Source organism: Embleya sp. NPDC005575 (genome assembly GCF_040605455.1).
In the GTDB taxonomy this organism is placed as follows: Bacteria; Actinomycetota; Actinomycetes; order Streptomycetales; family Streptomycetaceae; genus Embleya.
The window spans coordinates 1-17,821 of the sequence record NZ_JBEXCV010000034.1 but is presented as its reverse complement, the minus strand read 5'-3'; the positions used below and the strand labels follow the sequence as shown (position 1 = coordinate 17,821).

Annotated in this window: 19 protein-coding genes, 2 tRNA genes and 1 pseudogene; 17 read left to right on the top strand and 5 right to left on the bottom strand. The window is 67.1% G+C overall.

The features are described from left to right. The first annotated feature begins 180 nt into the window (after positions 1-180). The gene (locus tag ABZS54_RS14525) at positions 181-1,041 is read left to right on the top strand and encodes a DUF6602 domain-containing protein (protein WP_355534702.1); all 861 of its coding nucleotides are present in this window, start codon (positions 181-183) and stop codon (positions 1,039-1,041) included. 188 nt (positions 1,042-1,229) lie between these two features. Continuing rightward, entirely contained in the window at positions 1,230-1,802 is a 573-nt protein-coding gene (locus tag ABZS54_RS14520) for an NUDIX hydrolase (RefSeq protein WP_355534700.1), read from the top strand. On the opposite strand, the gene ABZS54_RS14515 is transcribed toward ABZS54_RS14520, so the two are convergent. Beyond that, positions 1,799-2,962 carry an XRE family transcriptional regulator gene (locus ABZS54_RS14515; RefSeq protein WP_355534698.1) on the bottom strand — a complete coding sequence of 388 codons (1,164 nt, stop codon included), beginning with the start codon at positions 2,960-2,962 and terminating at the stop codon, positions 1,799-1,801. The two genes, ABZS54_RS14520 and ABZS54_RS14515, sit on opposite strands and share 4 nt — an antisense overlap. A gap of 180 nt (positions 2,963-3,142) precedes the next feature. Here ABZS54_RS14515 and ABZS54_RS14510 point away from each other — a divergent pair, with 180 nt between their 5' ends. From ABZS54_RS14510 to ABZS54_RS14500, 3 genes are read left to right on the top strand one after another with little or no spacing between them, the layout of a single operon-like run. Beyond that, a complete protein-coding gene (locus ABZS54_RS14510; protein WP_355534696.1) occupies positions 3,143-3,676 on the top strand; it encodes a bifunctional DNA primase/polymerase in 534 nt (177 codons plus the stop codon). Then, entirely contained in the window at positions 3,669-3,974 is a 306-nt protein-coding gene (locus tag ABZS54_RS14505; RefSeq protein ID WP_355534694.1) for a hypothetical protein, read from the top strand. Before ABZS54_RS14510 ends, ABZS54_RS14505 begins: the two co-directional genes overlap by 8 nt. 2 nt (positions 3,975-3,976) lie before the next feature. Beyond that, positions 3,977-4,285, top strand: a complete 309-nt coding sequence (locus ABZS54_RS14500; protein ID WP_355534691.1) for a hypothetical protein — start codon at positions 3,977-3,979, stop codon at positions 4,283-4,285. 131 nt (positions 4,286-4,416) lie between these two features. Here the strand turns inward: ABZS54_RS14500 and ABZS54_RS14495 are convergent, their stop codons facing one another. Continuing rightward, the gene (locus tag ABZS54_RS14495) at positions 4,417-5,166 is read right to left on the bottom strand and encodes a GntR family transcriptional regulator (protein ID WP_355534689.1); all 750 of its coding nucleotides are present in this window, start codon (positions 5,164-5,166) and stop codon (positions 4,417-4,419) included. A gap of 158 nt (positions 5,167-5,324) precedes the next feature. Here ABZS54_RS14495 and ABZS54_RS14490 point away from each other — a divergent pair, with 158 nt between their 5' ends. The 7 genes and pseudogenes from ABZS54_RS14490 (at position 5,325) to ABZS54_RS14460 (ending at position 10,572) form a co-directional block, all read left to right on the top strand. After that, positions 5,325-5,729 carry a plasmid replication, integration and excision activator gene (locus ABZS54_RS14490; RefSeq protein WP_355534687.1) on the top strand — a complete coding sequence of 135 codons (405 nt, stop codon included), beginning with the start codon at positions 5,325-5,327 and terminating at the stop codon, positions 5,727-5,729. A 123-nt stretch (positions 5,730-5,852) separates the two neighbouring features. After that, a complete protein-coding gene (locus ABZS54_RS14485; protein WP_355534685.1) occupies positions 5,853-7,223 on the top strand; it encodes an FtsK/SpoIIIE domain-containing protein in 1,371 nt (456 codons plus the stop codon). Further along, positions 7,220-7,555: a hypothetical protein gene (locus ABZS54_RS14480; protein WP_355534683.1), complete on the top strand. Its 336-nt coding sequence runs from the start codon at positions 7,220-7,222 to the stop codon at positions 7,553-7,555. The genes ABZS54_RS14485 and ABZS54_RS14480 overlap by 4 nt, the downstream gene beginning before the upstream one ends. Continuing rightward, on the top strand, positions 7,552-9,147 hold the full coding sequence (locus tag ABZS54_RS14475) for a replication initiator (protein ID WP_355534681.1): 1,596 nt from the start codon (positions 7,552-7,554) through the stop codon (positions 9,145-9,147). Before ABZS54_RS14480 ends, ABZS54_RS14475 begins: the two co-directional genes overlap by 4 nt. Continuing rightward, positions 9,144-9,377, top strand: a complete 234-nt coding sequence (locus ABZS54_RS14470) for a helix-turn-helix domain-containing protein (protein ID WP_355534679.1) — start codon at positions 9,144-9,146, stop codon at positions 9,375-9,377. The genes ABZS54_RS14475 and ABZS54_RS14470 overlap by 4 nt, the downstream gene beginning before the upstream one ends. Further along, a pseudogene (locus ABZS54_RS14465) lies at positions 9,377-9,694 on the top strand (site-specific integrase); the annotation flags it as partial. The gene ABZS54_RS14470 and the pseudogene ABZS54_RS14465, both read left to right, overlap by 1 nt. 395 nt (positions 9,695-10,089) lie before the next feature. After that, on the top strand, positions 10,090-10,572 hold the full coding sequence (locus tag ABZS54_RS14460; protein WP_355534677.1) for a tyrosine-type recombinase/integrase: 483 nt from the start codon (positions 10,090-10,092) through the stop codon (positions 10,570-10,572). A gap of 106 nt (positions 10,573-10,678) precedes the next feature. On the opposite strand, the gene ABZS54_RS14455 is transcribed toward ABZS54_RS14460, so the two are convergent. Then, positions 10,679-10,752 (bottom strand) — tRNA-Gly (locus ABZS54_RS14455). A gap of 96 nt (positions 10,753-10,848) precedes the next feature. Here ABZS54_RS14455 and ABZS54_RS14450 point away from each other — a divergent pair. From ABZS54_RS14450 to clpX, 5 genes are all read left to right on the top strand, one after another. After that, positions 10,849-10,924, top strand: a tRNA-Pro gene (locus tag ABZS54_RS14450). Between the two features lie 116 nt (positions 10,925-11,040). Next, positions 11,041-12,462, top strand: coding sequence for a trigger factor (gene tig / locus ABZS54_RS14445; RefSeq protein ID WP_355534675.1), 1,422 nt, complete (start codon positions 11,041-11,043; stop codon positions 12,460-12,462). A gap of 1,192 nt (positions 12,463-13,654) precedes the next feature. Further along, positions 13,655-14,227, top strand: coding sequence for an ATP-dependent Clp protease proteolytic subunit (locus ABZS54_RS14440; protein ID WP_355534673.1), 573 nt, complete (start codon positions 13,655-13,657; stop codon positions 14,225-14,227). A 117-nt stretch (positions 14,228-14,344) separates the two neighbouring features. Next, positions 14,345-15,007: an ATP-dependent Clp protease proteolytic subunit gene (locus tag ABZS54_RS14435; RefSeq protein ID WP_020550725.1), complete on the top strand. Its 663-nt coding sequence runs from the start codon at positions 14,345-14,347 to the stop codon at positions 15,005-15,007. A gap of 152 nt (positions 15,008-15,159) precedes the next feature. Then, positions 15,160-16,440 (top strand): ATP-dependent Clp protease ATP-binding subunit ClpX, encoded by a 1,281-nt coding sequence (gene clpX / locus ABZS54_RS14430; RefSeq protein ID WP_355534671.1) that lies wholly within the window; start codon positions 15,160-15,162, stop codon positions 16,438-16,440. 75 nt (positions 16,441-16,515) lie between these two features. On the opposite strand, the gene ABZS54_RS14425 is transcribed toward clpX, so the two are convergent. Together ABZS54_RS14425 and ABZS54_RS14420 are read right to left on the bottom strand one after the other, a co-directional pair. After that, positions 16,516-17,169, bottom strand: coding sequence for a hypothetical protein (locus ABZS54_RS14425; RefSeq protein ID WP_355534669.1), 654 nt, complete (start codon positions 17,167-17,169; stop codon positions 16,516-16,518). A gap of 169 nt (positions 17,170-17,338) precedes the next feature. Continuing rightward, the coding region (locus ABZS54_RS14420) for a hypothetical protein (protein WP_355534667.1) at positions 17,339-17,821 on the bottom strand (483 nt) is incomplete at its 5' end.

Here is a 17,821-nt window from a genome sequence, read left to right as displayed (position 1 = left end):
GTCGCGTGGCCAGCTCCCAGTCGGCTCGCAGTCCAGTAGGAAAAGCGCACCATTATCAGTAAGTGAAATTTAGCCTCCCCCGAAATTCATTGATGGTATCGTGGGTGAGAAAAGTTTATATAGAGTTGTAAATGGGGAAATATGGATAATAAGCATGAGGTTAGGCTGTTCCTGGAAAGAATGTCTGAAAAAATCTTGGAGGATTCGAAATCTATTAAACGCATGTCTAATTCGGATCCTGGTACTGCGGGCGACCGAGCCGAAGAGAGTTGGGCCGAGCTTCTCAGAAAATGGATCCCAGTTGGGTATCGGGTCGAAACCAAAGGTATCATTCTCGGCTCTGACGGTCAGATGAGCCCCCAGATTGACATCGTTGTGCTCGATCCGAGCTACCCCGTGGGTCTGATTTCCGACAAACTTTACCTGGCGCCCGCTGTGGTGGCAGCCTTCGAGTGCAAATTGACTTTGAGGTCATTGCATATTGATGAGGCTCTTAAAACTTCTGCCATTCTGGAAAGGATGATGCGCCTCGAAGGACGGAGGGCTGGAGAGTTCTTTTATGGGATGCTTGCCCACTCTCATTCGTGGCAAGGTCCGAAATCCAACCCCATTGGAGTGATCGAGTCCGCCTTCTCGGCGGGATACGGCTACAGCGAGTCTCCCGCAGAGCTTCTTGATTTTCTTTGCGTAGCGGACCTAGGAACCTGGTTGAACTTCCCTATGCTCTGGGGCGGAATGGTCGAGACTGTTTACATGGGTCAGCATGAGGATCAATCAAAGATCAAGGACTCTCCTTATTATTCAGATCCCGTTGCCAGAATGGTTACGCACGTTCTTGGGCGAATGGGTGCGGGGAAAATCGCAAAGTATCTCGATGCGATCGGTGCGGCCGGGGTTGGCGTAGGTGCGGGAAGGGAATGGCCGAACGTAAAGACCGTCGATATTCCCGTTAATATCAGGAGCTATTCGGTCGCCCAGAATGCGGTTCGTTCCGAATCGGCATCTTCCGAACAAAGTGGCTTGCGCAAAGCAGATGGCTAAGGGATCGGTCGGGCCGGGGGCGCGCCGTGAACGGCGGCCACGCCGCACGCGCGGCGCGCCCCCGGCCCGACCGATCGGCGCGCACAGCGCGCCGCTTGATCCAGTACAGCTCAATTCGGCAGTGGTTGCGGCGGTGTTGATCCTTGCTGGGGCCGGCCCGTAGATCGTTCGGCCGGTAGCGTCGTCGCGTGGCTACTGACGATGACACTTCGACGGCCTGGCGGGTTCACGGTGAACGGGTCGTCTATGACAACGAGTGGATCCGGGTCTTCCTGACGGATGTTGAGCTGCCGGATGGGGATCGGTTCGAGCATCACGTGGTGAAGCTCAAGCCGGCGGCCGTGATGGTCCTAGTGGACGACGAGGAACGGGTGCTGCTGATGTGGCGGCACCGGTTCGTGTCGGATCGGTGGGGCTGGGAGTTGCCCGGCGGCCTGGTCGACGAGGGGGAGGATCCCGAGGACACCGCGATCCGGGAGCTGATCGAGGAGACCGGCTATCGGTGTCGGTCGATGCGGCACATCTCTCGGTTCCAGCCCATGGTGGGCATGGTCGACTCGTGGCACGACGTGTACCTCTGCGAAGGTGCCGAGAAGGTGGGGGATCCCGTTGAGGTGACGGAGTCCCAGCGGAACGAGTGGGTGCCGTTGAGCGAGATTCCTCGGATGATCCGCCGCGGGGAGATCTGGAGTTCCGGGACGCTCGTCGGGCTCATGCAGACTCAGCTCATCCGGGCCGGTCTGGCGGGCGACGAGGACTAGAAGCGGCGCGTGAGGTTGTCCAGTCGCCGTCGTTGGCGTGTTGAGCCGACGACGGCGACCAAGCGCCGGGCGCGGGCCGCCTCTTGGCGGGCGTGGGTGCTCTCGCCCTTGGCTAGGAGGGCCATAGCCAAGTCGCACCGGAGCGCGGCCTCCGCGCGCGTGAAGGTGCCGTCCATGTCGTGGAGGGCGTCCGTCAGGTCCGAGATGGCGGTCTCGTCGCCGAGTCGGGCAAGGCAGTTGCCGCGCCACCTGGCCAAGTGGGCCAGGTTGAGTGAGACGTAGGGCACCTCGGGATTGTTCTCCGCGTCGCTCGGCAGGATGGAGGCCGACGCGTCCATGGCTCGCAGCGCGTTGCGCTCGTCGTTGTTGGCTGCGTGTGCTTCGGCTTCTGCTGCGTAGAGCCAACTCCGCAGCACGGGCGGCAGCTTCGCCTGGTCCCGCTGGTGGGCGTGCTCGATGACGGCCAAGGCCGCATCAGCGCGACCCAAGTCCATCAGTACGTAAGCCTGTTCGGCCGTGGCATGGGCGAGTACGGCTACATCGTCCGCCTCGCGAGCGGCTGTCTTGCCTCGCTCGTAATGGGCCCATGCTTCCTTGAGTTCGCCCGTGTCGATGGCCTGCCATCCGGCCAACGTCGATGCTGCGGCCAGTACTCCCGCCAAGTCCGCCCGCTGGTTCGGGCTGATCGTGTGCTGCAAGAGGTCGTCGACCTGGCGGATGTGGGCGCGCATCTGGTCGGACACCGCGGCGGCGCCCAACCTGCGGTCTTGAAGGCGGATGTTGTGCGTCTGATCGCGGAGCAGAGTGACGAGACCTGCGTCCACGCGAGCGGACGTCTCCAGGCGGGTCAGCAACTCGAACGCGAAATCGTCGGGGTCGCCTTGGTACGACTGGCCGGGCGGCTGGGCGAACCCAAGCTCGACCGGGGTGGCTGCGTAGACCTCGCACAGCAGTGCTTGGTACATCTGGTCGGGCTCACGGTGCCCGTTCTCCCAGAAGGCCAGCAACCGGGCCAGGCTCGATTCGTGCGGCAACGTCCGTTCGTCGGCGGCGGCTGCACGGCGCAGACGGGCTATGAGCTGCGGTTTGGTCCACCCGTGCGCGGCTCGCGCTTCCGCGAGGGGACGCCGCGGCCCGGTCGGAGCATTGTCCGTGGTCATCGGTCTCCTCCGTACTGGGGTGGACGACGCGGGGAGGGGTGACACGCGCCCCGTCATCCCCCGTCACCTGTCGTCATCTTCTGACTACGTGCGGATCAGGTCAACGCTGTTCGTCAGGTCGAGCGATATCGCGCTTCGATCGAAGATCGCCGACTGGGCGGACGGATGAGGTGAGCGCATGTGAACTGGCAATCCCTGGAAGCACCGACATGGCTATCGGACGCTGCGGACGATCCAAAGGAGTGCCGCAGGCAGTGGTTGGTCAACCCGCTCATGTCGCAGGTTCTGCCCACTGGCCGAACCTTCGACGTGGTAAGCGTGCACTACCGCCTCGGGATCGAGACGCTCTCGCTTCTGCTCATGGAGTCGTCTTCCTCGACCTGTTGCCCTGCGCTGGTGGACTACGCCAGTAGTCGGGTGGCATTCCTGGTACCCGTCGAGTCGAGCGACACGATCCGCGCCGCTCTGCGCGAAGCAGGAGCGGTCGAGAGGGTCGATTACCGGTATCTCGGGGTTGGTGGCTTCGTGGTGATCGCGGGGCCCGGAGCCTGGTCCGGCAATCGCTACGCGTGGGTGAAGCCACCTTCCGGGTCGTGGGAGGAACTGAACTCGGCGGTGGGCGACTTGGCCACACAACTGGCTGCGGCCAGCAAGACGGTCGCATCGGCACGGGCGTTCGGCAGCTGCCAGGAAGCGGGCGAATCCGATGACTGACAACTCCGATGAGGACAGCCTTTCGGGCGATGCGTGGTACGAAGCGCGGGTGGTCGTCTCGGAGTTGCGGGACGTGCTGTTGGCGGCGAATCTCGCGGAATCGTTCATGTACCTCCAGGCCGACATCAACGCGTTCGGCAAAGGAATCGTCGTCCTGGGGCGCACGACTCCGGCTGCGGCTCGTCGGCTGGCTCAGCTCCTGCGCGTGGCGCGCGAGTCGCTCGGCGACGAGGAATTCGCTCGGGGCCTGGGCAGCGGCGGTGACGGTGAACGGGCCGACGGAGCAAGTGGGGTGTGATCATGACTGACGACTTCGAAGCGCGGGCCGAAAACCTCTACCCCGAGATTCCGTACGTGCGCGGCTGGGCGGACGCGAGTGCGGCGACCGAGGAACTCGTGGTCGAACTGCGGGCTCTGGGCCTGGAAGACGCGTTCGCCTATCTCAAGGCCGACGTCAACGGATTCGGACAGGGCTTCGTCCGGCTGGAACGGGTCACGGCCGACGCGGGGCGGGTCCTCTTGCAGGCCCTGCTGCGCGGTGTCTGTGAGGAGATCGCGCACGTGTCCGAAGCCGTGGATCCCGCTGACGGCGTGTCTCCGACGAGCTGACACCAAGCTTCGATTGACGGGGCGGCACTTTCGCTGCTCCGTCTGTCGAACGAGAGAATCCCCGCCCGATTGGTCAACGGGTGGGGATTCTTGCGTTTCCGATCGGACCTGTCCGGGGCCGAATGGCCGGGTCAGACCGTTCCGAATCCGTAGGTGATCTCTAGGTCGTCGCTCGGAATCTTGAACTCTTCGAGTGCGAGGGGCTTGTCGTGCTGATTGAGCGTCAGGCGCAGTACCTGGAAGAACGGCACACCATCGACCAGGCGGAGAGCGGTCGCCTCGTCCGGCAGCGGCATGCGGGCGCGAACGCTCTCGGTCCAGTGCAGGACATGTCCGAGACGTTCGAGTTCGACGTAGAGAGCGGGTGCCGGTGGCGGCGCCGTTTCCTCGAAGGGCGTCCCGATGAGCGGGGAGAAGGGCACGTAGGTGCGGTGGGACTGGCGTAGCCGGCCGCGCTCTGCCGTTTGCAGCTCGTCGTACGTGAACATCGGCTCGCCCGGTGGGATGCGGAGAAGATCCGCGAGTGCCAAGGGGGCGTCGGTGCGGGTGGCGATCGGCTCGTCGTTGGACGTCCATTGGATGGCGTCCGCCTCGACGTAGCGGCCTTCGCGATCCTTCCGGATCCCCCGCGGGCGAGTGATGTTCGGGCGAGCGTTAGGCGAGCGGACGAACATCCCGCGACCCATGAGGACCTCGACCAAGCCGGCCGCGCGAAGCTCCGCGATGCCTTGGCGCACGGTCGGGCGGGAGACGCCGAACTCCTTGGACAGGATCTCCTCGGACGGGAGCGCCTGGCCAGCGGGGAAGGTCCCGTTGAGGATGCCCTCCCGTAGGTAGTCCGCCACCTCTTGGTAGCGCGGCTTGCGCGGCGACTTCTCCATGGCCCGTTTCCTTCCCTCTCGCCCGTGTTGTTCCGGGCATGTCGCCCGCTGGAAGCATCTCGTAAGGCAACCGCCTTGACAAGACGTACTACGGGTAGCAATCTGGATAGCACCCGTACTACGGGTGCTAGACCGAGACTCTTGGAAGGTGCTTTCTCGTGGCAATCAAAGGTGCGATCCCAGTGTCCTTCGCGGCGGTGTTCCCGTTCGGGGCGTTCGCGAAGTCGGTGGCTCCGGTGGCCGATTTCGAGGCGTCGAAGGGCGGGGTGAAGGTGCAGGCGCGGGACAAGGTGACGGGGCTGCCGGTGTGGGCGGTGTCGGTGGTCGACGGTGACCCGGACGCGAACGAGTCCACGGTGAAGGTGAAGGTCGCGGCGGACGCGGAGCCGGTGTTGCCGGACACGTTGCCGGGGCTGCCGTTTCGGCCGGTGGAGTTCGAGGGCCTGACGGTGACGGCGTACCTCAACCAGTCCACCAACCGTGTGGCGTTCTCCTACCGCGCGTCGGGCCTGCGGGCCCCGGGTGGGCCGCTGAAGAGCGCGATCAAGACGGCGGCGGCCTGACGGCTCGTCGGCGTAGGGCAAGACAGGCGCGGCCCTGGTGCGGACTGACTTTGGCGGGTTCGTCGCACCGGGGCCGCTCCCCATCCGAACGACACAAGTGATCTTCGAAGGGGTACGTCCATCATGCATGTCTTCCACAGGCCCGTGGTGCGGATCGGGGCCTTACTGCTCGCGGTGTTGTACGTCGTGTTCGAGGTGGTGCGGGCCCGGGGCGGTGTCGTCGCCTCGTCCCTGCTGCTGTTCGTGTATGTGACGGTCGGGGTCGCGTCCGTCTGGTGGTGGCTGTTCTCCTTCGCGGCCCGGGTGCGGCGTGGGTGGCCTGCGCTGTCCAAGGCGATCGGGGTGTGGCAGCAAGAGCCGGTGTCGCGGATCGACGAGACGTTCGAGTACCGGTATCCGCGGATCCTGCGCATCCGCCGGCATGAGCTGGGCTTCGACGTGACGGTGTCGTTGTTGCCGGGGCAGACGCCGAAGAACCTCGGCGATCACGTGGAGGGCATCGCCCACACGTGGGGCGTCTTCCGGGTCGAGGCATCGTCCCCCGGGCGTGGCGTGGTGGTCCTGCGGGCCTGGTTCGCGGACCCGCTGGCGGAACCGTTCGAGGCACCCCCGATGCCCGGATTGGGCGACGTCGTCAAGCGGGCCGCGGGGCTGGCCTCGATCAAGTACGGGAAGGCGCCGGCCGAGAGGGAGGACCCGTGGCGGCCTGAGTTCGCGTCGGTGGAGATCGGGCGGTGTGACGACGGGTCGCCGTGGCGGCTGCGGCTGCACGGCACTCACGTCCTGGTCGCGGGCGTGACCGGGGCCGGTAAGGGCTCGGTGATGTGGGGCGTCGTGCGCGCACTGCTGCCCGCCACGCGGGTGGGCATTGTGCAGCTCTGGGCGTGCGATCCCAAGCGCATGGAACTCTCGTACGGGCGATCGCTGTTCCAGCGATACGCCTGTGAGCCGGCGGCGATGGTCGAACTGCTGGAAGCCGCAGCGGCGGAGATGAATGCCCGCGCGCAGACGTTCGCGGGAAAGGTCCGCAAGCACGAACCCTCGGCCTCCTGCCCGTTCGTCGTGGTGATCGTGGACGAACTGGCGTTCCTGACGGCATATCAGCCCGATCGGGACCTGCGGAAGCGGGCGGATGCCGCCATCGCCACGCTCACGTCCCAGGGTCGTTCGGTCGGGTTCTGCGTGATCGGGGCCTTGCAGGATCCCCGCAAGGAAGTGATGAACATCCGCAACCTGTTCCCGGACCGGATCGCGCTGCGGCTGGACGAGCCGAACCAGGTCGACATGGTCTTGGGCAACGGCGCCCGAGAGCGGGGCGCGGCGGCCGACCTGATCTCCCCGGACCCGGAGATCGGCGCGGGCGTGGGCTACGTCAAGCGCGAGACACAGCCCGAACCGGTGCGAGTGAGGGCGGCGTTCGTCTCCGACGACGCAATCGACGCGATGGTGCGCGACTACGGCCGGTCCTCGGGTGGGTTCGGGGGTGCGGCATGACGCGGACCGAGTACGACGCGGACATGGCCCGGAGCGTGATCGTCCTGCGGTGCATCGCGGACTTCATCGCCTGCCGGCCGACCCTTCCGCCGGTCACCTCGGTGGACCTGGGATGGTCGCAGACGCATCTCGTGTGGTCCGTCAAGATCCACGTCTTCGGCGGGACCGAACACGACATGGAGCGCTGGGCTTCGGCCCTGGACGCGCCGGTGACCACACGCATCGAAGGAACGAGCGAGTACATCGGCGAACACACCCGGGTCGAGATCGCGGGCACCATCCACGGTCACCGGGTGACCGTGTGGACTACGTTCAATGGGAGCACCCGATGAGCACCCGCGCCGAACGCTCCCGCATGCCCCTCGCGCGCGAAGTCGTCCGGGCCGTGGCCCAAGAGCACGGCGTCTGCGTCCGCCCGATCACGCTTCGACGCACCGACGTGATGACCGGTGAGACGACCGTGGTCGACGTCCCGTGCGGGGCGACGCTGGCGAGCGTGTGCCCGACCTGCGCCGAGCGGAAACGGCGGCTTCGGATGGCGCAGTGTCGGGAGGGATGGCACCTGACCGAGGAACCGATCCAGGAAGCCGACGACCCGACCGACGAACAGCGGTTGCTCGCAGAGCTGCGGGCCGACTGGACGAAGAAGCACGACCTGGCGCGCGGCGACGAGAAGGCCGAACTCGCGGAAGACCTGGCGGCCGTGGACGAAGAGTTGGCCGACTCGGGCGTACGCGGCAACATCGACCCGGACCCGGTCACCCGGCGGGTGCGGTCGACCCGGCGGCGGCAGGATGCCCCGGATCTGCCCCGGCGTGAGGTCGACGCGCGGACGGTCGGGAAGGCGTACACCGCGCCCGATGGCAAGGTGTTCCGGCCGTCGCTGTTCGTGACGCTGACGTTGCCCTCGTACGGGCGTGTACGCCGCGACGGGACACCGGTCGATGCTTCGGCGTACGACTATCGGGCGGCGGCTCGGGACGCGCTGCACTTCTCGAAGCTGGTCGACCGGTTCGTGCAGAACCTGCGGCGCCTGGTCGGCTTCGACGTGCAGTACTTCGCCGCGGTGGAGTATCAGCGGCGGTTGGCTCCGCATATCCACCTGGCGATCCGCGGCACGGTCTCACGGGCCGAACTGCGCCAGGTCGCGGCGGCCACCTACCACCAAGTGTGGTGGCCGGCCTGCGACGAACCGGTCTACTCGACCGACCTACCGCCGGTCTGGGACACGGAGATTGGTGCGTATCTCGACCCCGCGAGCGGCGCTGAACTGCCCACCTGGGACGAGGCATTGGACGACCTGGCCGACGACGCGGAGCCGATTCACGTCGCCCGATTCGGGACTCAAGTCGACGCGAAGGGCGTCCTGGTCGGCTCGCCGGACGCACGTCGCTGCATCGGCTACCTGACCAAGTACCTCAACAAGTCCGCACACGAGTCCCACGAAGCCCAGAGCGGCGCGCAGCACGCTCACGTTGACCGACTTGTGGAAGCCCTGCGTTACGAGCCCTGCTCGCCCACCTGCGCGAACTGGCTGCTGTACGGGGTCCAGCCGAAGAACGCTCGCGCGGGCCTGCGTCCCGGCTGCTGCAAGGCGAAAGCCCACCGACGCACCCACCTCGGCTACGGCGGCCGGCGCGTCCTCGTCTCCCGCAAGTGGTCCGGCAAGACCATGGCCGACCACAAGACGGAGCGTCGGGCCTGGGTCCTCGACCTCATCGGCCAACCCACCGACGCCCCCGATCCCAACCGCTTCATGTGGCAACCCGTCGGCCGAGACGACCCGGACGTCGCACCGCTGTCCCACCGCCTCCTCCGCGCGGTCGCCGAACGCGTCCGCTGGCGCACCGCCATGGACGAGGCGAAAGCCCGCGCAGACGGACCGCTCAACAATTCGGCAACTGCCCGGGGGAGGGCCGCATGACCGACAAGGCACCCAAGCCGCGCAAGCTCCTGACCGTCCCCCAAGCCGCCGAGCGTCTGAACGTCAAAGAGCGATACGTCCGGCGACTGATCTCCGAGCGGCGTATCACCTTCGTCCGTGTCGGTCGTCACGTCCGCGTTCCGGTCGACGCCGTTGACGCGCTCATCGGTGCCGGCACCGTTCAGCCCCTCCTGCCCCGATCCGCTCAGCCGTGGGGGAGGGCCGCGTAATGCCGAACAACAAGGGGAGCCGTCGCCGGTTCGGCGCTGTCCGCCAATACCGTTCGGGTCGATGGACCGCGAGCTACCTCGGCCCCGAAGGCACCGAACACCGATCGCCTCAGACGTTCGAGACCAAGAAGGACGCCGAGATCTGGCTGTCGCAGGTCGAAGCGGACATCACACGTGAGAGCTGGATCGACCCCGACGCGGGCAAGGTGCTCTTCGGCCCGTACGCGAAACAGTGGGTGGCCGATCACCCCAAGCTCGCGGTGAGCACGCGCGAGCTGTACGAAATCCTGCTCCGGCTCCACATCGGCCCGACCTTCCAGGACAAGGAACTCCGTGCCATCAAGGAGCCCAACGTCCGGGCCTGGCGCTCCGGCCTGCTCAAGCGTGGCGTCGGCCAAGTCACCGTGGCCAAGTCGTACCGACTCCTGCGCGCGATTTTGTACACCGCGGCCGACGACGGTGTGATCAAGCGCAACCCGTGCCGGATCAAGGGCGGCGGCGACGAGCACTCGCCCGAACGACCGACGCTGACCCTGGATGAGGTCTTCCGCGTCGCGGAAGCGATCGACCCTCGCTGCCGCGCCATGGTCCTGATCGCGACGTTTCTCGGATTCCGCCTTGGTGAGCTGGCCGGCCTCCGCCGGAACTCCGTCGACTTGGACAACGAGCTGATCCACGTCCGCCGGGTCAGTGGCCAGACCAACAAGGGACTTTGTACGAGAAGGATCCCAAGAGCACGGCGAGCAGGCGCAGCGTCACCATCCCGGAGACGATCCTTCCGGAGATCAAGATTCACCTGGACGAGTTCACGGGCAAGGAGCCGGACGCGCTCTTGTTCCTTGGCCCGCGCGGCGGCGCGATCCGCCGGAACAACTTCAACCGCATCTGGAAGCGGGCCCTTCGCAAAGCCGGGACCAAAGATGTCCATTTTCATGACCTTCGGCACACTGGGAACACACTTGCGGCCTCTACCGGCGCGAGCCTGCGTGAGCTGATGGCACGGATGGGGCACTCCTCGACCCGTGCGGCGCTCATCTACCAGCACGCGACCGCAGAACGTGACAAAGAGATCGCTGCCGCCGTCAGTGCCAAGATCCAGGCGGCGCGGAAACCGGTCGGTGCGCCCAAGCCCGTTCGGAAGACGGCAAAGAATCGAGTCAAGAAACCGGCCTCGGAGCGCTCCGACCGGGACTAGACCGCCGGGACCATCTGGTGCGCATCTGGTGCGCGCCCCTCGAAAGAGCCCGGGTACGACAAAGGCCCAGTTCAGAGAAACAACCTCTGACCTGGGCCTTTACCTTTGGAGCGGGTGACGAGGATCGAACTCGCACCACTAGCTTGGAAGGCTAGGGCTCTACCATTGAGCTACACCCGCAGCTGGTGTGGCGTGCACGTGGCGCCTAGGTTAGCGGATTGGTGCGCGGCCAGTGCAGACTCTAGCGTGTCGTCCTCTAGACTTCATCGGGCGCCACGGGGCGTAGCGTAGTGGCTAGCGCGCCTGCTTTGGGAGCAGGAGATCGGGAGTTCGAGTCTCCCCGCCCCGACCACCACATCATGGATTCGCTGCAGGATGGATCGGTACCACCGGTTCTGAACCTTCAGTGTGCCGTCAGGCAAGATGCACAGGCCCGGAAGAACAGCCCGCAGCAAGGAGACCCTTACCGTGAAGAGCGCCGTCGAGACGCTGAACCCGACCCGGGTTCGGCTCACCGTCGAGGTTCCCTCCGAGGAGCTGAAGCCCAGCCTCGACGCGGCGTACAAGAAGATCGGCAAGCAGGTGACGGTCCCGGGCTTCCGTAAGGGCAAGATCCCTGCTCGCATCATCGACCAGCGCTTCGGCCGTGAGGCCGTCTTCGTCGAGGCGTTCGATGACATCCTCTCCTCCTCCTACGGCAAGGCCGTCGAGGAGAACGAGCTGCGCGTCCTGGGCCAGCCCGAGGTCACCGAGGTCACCGACGTGACCGAGCTGGCCGGCGGCGCCGATCTGAAGTTCACCGCAGAGGTCGACACCCGGCCCGAGATCGAGCTGCCGGACTACGCCGGCATCGAGGTCGAGGTCGATGACATCACCGTCACCGACGAGGACGTCGCCGAGAAGATCGAAGAGCTGCGTGACCGCTTCGGTGCGCTGAACACCGTCGAGCGGGCCGCAGCCGAGGGCGACACCGTCGTCATCGACATCGAGGCCAAGGTCGACGGCGAGGTGCTGGAGGACGGCGTCGCCACGGCGATGTCGTACCAGATCGGCGGCGACACGATGCTGGACGGCCTCGACGCCGCCGTCATCGGTGCGTCGGCCGGTGAGACCAAGACCTTCGAGACCGAGCTCCAGGGTGGCAGCGCCGCCGGGCAGACGGCCGAGGTGTCGGTTCTGGTGACCACCGTCAAGGCCAAGGAGCTCCCCGAGCTCGACGACGACTTCGCGCAGCTGGCGAGCGAGTTCGACACGCTGGACGAGCTGAAGGCCGACCTGCGCGAGAAGCTCGACCACCAGAAGCTGCACGACCAGCAGAACGAGGGTCGGGACAAGGTTCTGGAAGCCCTTCTCGAGCAGATCGAGGTGCCGCTGCCGGAGAGCGTCGTCACCGAGGAGATCGAGCAGCGTCGCGGTCAGCTGGAGCAGCAGCTCGGCATGATGGGCATGGACCTGGCCAAGTGGCTGGAGATCCAGGGCCAGACCGCCGAGGAGTACGAGACCGAGCTCCAGGACAGCGTCCGCAAGGGCATGCGCGCCCAGTTCGTGCTGGACGAGGTCGTGAAGAAGGAGCAGCTCTCCGTCAACCAGGAAGAGCTGACCCAGCACCTCATCCAGCGTGCGCAGCAGTCCGGCATGAGCCCGGACCAGTTCGCGCAGCAGGTCATGCAGTCCGGCTACGTGCCGGTCCTGGTCGGCGAGGTCGCTCGCGGCAAGGCGCTCGAGGTCATCGCCAAGGGCGCCAAGGCCAAGGACGCGTCCGGCAACGAGGTCAGCCTCGGCGTCGACCTGCACGCGGACGGCGCGGACGACCACGAGGGCCACGACCACGCCGAGACCGAAGAGGTCGCCGCGTCGGACGAGGCCACGGAGGACAAGGCCGAGGCCTGATCCCCACCCGCGCGACACCCGCGCGATCCGCGATGGCCGGGGTGATCCGCGGCCCGCGCGGTACGCGTAGGACCTGACACATCGGGCCCGGTCCCCGCTTCGGCGGGGACCGGGCCCGTGTGCGTTTCGGGCGCGGGACGTGTGGGCGGGGGAGCGGTTCCCACGCCCGGAGAAGGCCGGGAGTCGAGTCCCACGTCCCACCGGTCGAGTGTCTTTCGGGCGGGCGCGGGCACGGCGTGCGATGTGAAGGGCGTTTCGAGGCTCGGGGTGGGCCTGAAGCCGGTCCCACGGTCGGTACGGGCGCCAAGCTTCTATCCGGCGACGGGGTGCGCTCGGCGGATCACCGGCTGCGGGCACCCGCTCGCGCGGGCGAAGTGCCGAGCGGAGCCGGTCTCGTGGTCGGCGGCGGGCCGGGATGTGGCTGGGTACGGAGACGCCTTCGACGGCCCCGAGGAGCCTCCGCGCGAACCGAGTCGGTGTTCCGATGTCGGGCTTGTCGGATCAGTGGCTCACGGCAGCCGTTCCTGCCCTCGCCGGCGGCGAGCCTGCCCTCGTACGGCGGGGGCATGTGGCTCATGGCCGCCCGGGGCCTCGCCCCGGTCCCGGTCCCGGCCCCACACCGGCCGCTCGCCGTGGCCCGCACCCGCCCCCGCCCCCCGAGCCGGGCGACGCGAGCCGACCGACCCGCTCGTTCACCTCCTCCGCCCCGCCCAGAGCCGACCGGCCCCGACGCGGCCCGCCCCGAGCCGCCCGTTCACCTCCCCGGTCCCGGGCCGGTTCCGATCGACTTGCGCCACCGGCACACCCCAGACCCATGTGCCGCCCGCCCGCGCATTCGCCGCCCTCCCGCGCGCCGGGCCCCCACCCGTACCGCCCGTTGCGCGGCCTCGCCGGCCCGGAGGGCCGTTGCCGCGGCCTCGCTCGATCCACGCGACTACCCCGATACCGCCCGGATACCGCCTTGCTGCGCTCTGGGCGAACAGTCCTGAGTCTGGGATGGCCTGCGACGATCTGCGCGTTAGGGTCGCTGTACGAAGGGGGTCACCCGCCACGAACGCAGGTGCCTCCCAAGGTCGACTTCGTGACGGCTCGGGATTGCCGTCGGAAACGAGCAGGTGGATACGTGACGAATCCGCAGATCGTGACTCCGGGGCTCGCGGTGCCCACTTCGCGTGCATCTCAGCCGGGTGGGATGGGGCTCGACGACCAGGTCTACAACCGGTTGCTGCGCGAGCGGATCATTTTCCTCGGCTCGGTGGTCGAGGACCAGATCGCCAACGCGATTTCCGCCCAGCTCCTGTTGCTGAACGCAGAGGACCCGGAAAAGGACATCTGGCTCTACGTCAACTCGCCCGGTGGCTCCATCACCGCCGGCATGGCGATCTACGACACGATGCAGTGGATCAGCAACGATGTCGCGACCGTCGCGATGGGCCTGGCCGCCTCCATGGGCCAGTTCCTGTTGACCGCCGGGGCCCCCGGCAAGCGCATCGCGCTGGCCAACTCCGAGATCCTGATGCACCAGCCGTCCGCCGGTCTCGGTGGTTCGGCGTCGGACATCAAGATCCAGGCAGAGCAGCTCCTGCGTACCAAGCGCAAGATGACTCGCCTGATCGCGCACCATTCCGGGCAGGCCCCCGAGAAGATCGAGCACGACTCGGATCGCGACCGCTGGTTCTCCGCCGAGGAGGCCAAGGAATACGGCCTGGTGGACCACGTGGTTCGCAGTGCGGCCGAGGTTCCCAACACCGGCAGCACCAGCTGACACCGGCGGCCGCACACAGCTGATCCCAGCCGAAAGAGCTGCTGGGAAAGAGCCGATCCAGCTTTCGGTCGCCCAGCCACTGAGTCGAGTCCGCAGTCCCGGAGGGCTGAGATTTCCATGAATGACAATCTGTTCCACCGGCCCGAGGGCCTGGCACCGTCGGCCTCGCGCAGCGCCGAGAGCCGTTACGTCCTGCCGCGCTTCATCGAGCGCACGTCGCAGGGCTTCCGTGAGCAGGACCCGTACACCAAGCTGTTCGAGGAACGCATCATCTTCCTGGGCGTCCAGGTCGACGACGCGTCCGCGAACGACGTGATGGCGCAGCTCCTGACGCTCGAGTCGATGGACCCCGATCGGGACATCTCGATCTACATCAACTCGCCCGGCGGTTCCTTCACGGCGCTTACCGCCATCTACGACACGATGCAGTTCGTGCGCCCCGACATCCAGACGGTGTGCATGGGTCAGGCGGCCTCCGCCGCCGCCGTTCTGCTCGCCGCCGGAACTCCGGGCAAGCGAATGGCGCTGCCGAACTCCCGCATTCTCATCCACCAGCCGTACAGTGAAACCGGGCGCGCGCAAGTCAGCGACCTGGAGATCCAGGCTCGTGAGATCCAGCGCATGCGCACCATGCTGGAAACCATGCTCGCGCAGCACAGCACGAGGCCGATCGAGCAGGTGCGCGACGATATCGAGCGCGACAAGATTCTGACGGCCGAAGAGGCGCTTGCGTACGGCCTCATCGACGAGATCACCGCACCTCGGAAGGTCATCGGCTAGTGTCCCCGCCCGGTCGGCGGCTTGCCGCCGACCGGACAACGGTGACCGGTTGATGGTCAAAACCGGGGGATCGGAGATTCCGGCGGGGTACCGTCGAAAGACCAGGCACCAGGTCCGGGACATCCGGGGCCCAGGCGAAGGAGATGCACCTCGTGGCACGCATCGGTGACGGTGGCGACCTGCTCAAGTGCTCGTTCTGCGGAAAGAGCCAGAAGCAGGTGAAGAAGCTCATTGCCGGTCCGGGTGTCTACATCTGTGACGAGTGCATCGACCTGTGCAACGAGATCATCGAGGAGGAACTCTCCGAGTCCTCCGAGTTGAAGTTCGAGGAGCTCCCCAAACCACGGGAGATCTACGAGTTCCTCGACGGCTACGTGGTCGGGCAGGAAGTCGCCAAGAAGGCGCTTTCGGTGGCCGTGTACAACCACTACAAGCGGGTCCAGGCCGGTGAGTCGGCCAAGACGTCCCGCGACGACGGCGTCGAGCTGGCCAAGTCGAACATCCTGCTGCTCGGGCCGACCGGCTGCGGCAAGACGCTCCTGGCGCAGACCCTGGCCCGGATGCTGAACGTGCCGTTCGCCATCGCCGACGCGACCGCGCTCACCGAGGCGGGCTACGTCGGCGAGGACGTCGAGAACATCCTGCTGAAGCTGATCCAGGCGGCCGACTACGACGTCAAGAAGGCCGAGACCGGGATCATCTACATCGACGAGGTCGACAAGATCGCTCGCAAGAGCGAGAACCCGTCGATCACCCGCGATGTGTCCGGTGAGGGTGTCCAGCAGGCGCTGCTGAAGATCATCGAGGGCACCACCGCGAGTGTGCCGCCGCAGGGCGGGCGCAAGCACCCGCACCAGGAGTTCATCCAGATCGACACGACGAACGTGCTGTTCATCGTGGGCGGTGCGTTCGCCGGGCTGGAAAAGATCATCGAGGGCCGGGTCGGCCGCAAGGGCATCGGCTTCGGCGCGCAGATCCGCTCCAAGCGCGATGTCGAGAGCGCCGACTCGTTCGCCGACGTGATGCCCGAGGACCTGCTCAAGTTCGGCATGATCCCCGAGTTCATCGGTCGGCTTCCGGTGCTCACCTCGGTGCACAACCTGGACCGCGAGGCGCTCATCCAGATCCTGACCGAGCCCAAGAACGCGCTGGTGAAGCAGTACCGCCGGCTGTTCGAACTCGACGGTGTCGAGTTGGACTTCGAGATGGAGGCGCTGGAGGCGATCGCCGACCAGGCGATCATGCGCGGCACCGGTGCGCGCGGTCTGCGGGCGATCCTCGAAGAGGTGCTCCAGTCGGTGATGTACGAGGTTCCGTCCCGCAAGGACGTGGCCCGCGTCGTGGTCACCGACCAGGTGGTCCTCAAGCACGTCAACCCCACGCTCGTGCCGCGCGAGGTGGTCAAGCGCGAGCGGCGCGACAAGAGCGCCTGAGACGAGCGGCAAGCGCGCCCGAGTCGAGCGGGCGGCGCGTCGGCCACGTTCCGGCCGGCGGGCGTGTCGGTTCCGTTAGCGGGCACTGCCCGCGTACACGTTCGCGATCACCAGTCGGGCGTGTGCGACGCCGGCCCCGTCGCTGACGTAGACGAGGTCGTGGTCGTCGCCCCACAGACACATCGCCGTGGTGGGGTTGCTCCAGCAGCGGAGCAGCCCCGGCGGGCCGGGGACGGCCGGGTCCTCGGTCACCGGGACGGCCGGCACGAAGCCCCTGACGTACTCGGCGGGTGCCCGGTCGCGCCGGGTGGCCAGGGTCAGCAGCACCGTCTCGGCGTTCTGCCCACCGCCGAAGACCTCGGTGCGGACGTCCGCGAAGGTACGTGCCATCGTCGCGTCCAGATCGGCGACCGTCGAGGGCAGCGCGGTCCGGGCGATCGGGCCCCGGGCCTCGATCGTGGCCGGCATGACGAGCGGTCCGGCGCCGCGGGTGCCCGCCGGCGCGGTCGGCAGCCCGCGCGGCTCGGGCGCACCGCCGCCGGAGTCGAGCAACAGCACCACGACCACCACCGCCGCGACCACCACCGCCACGCTGCCCAGTACGCCCACCAGGATCGCGATCCGGTCCCGCGAGCGGCTCTGCGTCGGCGGCGCGGCACCCGGCGGCCCGGTCGGATACCCCGCCCCGCCGGTCCCGGGCCCCTGCCACCCGCCATATCCGTCGCCCATCGCCCCCACCACCCGCGGTTCGGCCGAACGTCATCGGTACCCGGTACAACGACGACCCGGCCGCGAGGCGACGCACGAACCGGCGTTCGACCCCGAGCCGCCGATCCCGAGGCTGTCGCCGGCCCCACGAGCACAGCCGACTGCCACGGCCACCGCCGGCCCGTCGCCGCTACCGCTCCAGATCCGCGCGCATCGCCTTGAACTTCGCCGCGGCCCGGTCCGCCGACAACTGCTCGAAGTACGCCACGGCCGTCGAGTACCGGTCCGCCCACCCGCAGATCGCCGCCGGCTGCGCGACCGAGGCCGGCATGCATTCCAGCGTGCCGCCCAGCGGGCCGGCATCGTAGCCCTTCATCGTCACCCCGTCCGGGACGCTGCCACCGTTCCCGTTCACGTAGTCGACCATGCCGCGGACCATGTGCTCCAGCCGCTTGCCGTCGGTCCCGGTCATCCCGTCCACCCCGACGAACAGCACCGAGCGCGGACCGGATCCGGTCGCGCCGTACGCCGCGACCAGCACGTTGTTGGCCGGGTAGCGCACCTCGCCCGGGTCGACCGGGACGTCGGTGGGCCCGAGGTCGAGCAGCCGGGCCAAGTCGCCGGCCCGGGCGGACGGCTGGAGCCGGCGCGGGCCGGTCGAGGCCGACGGCCG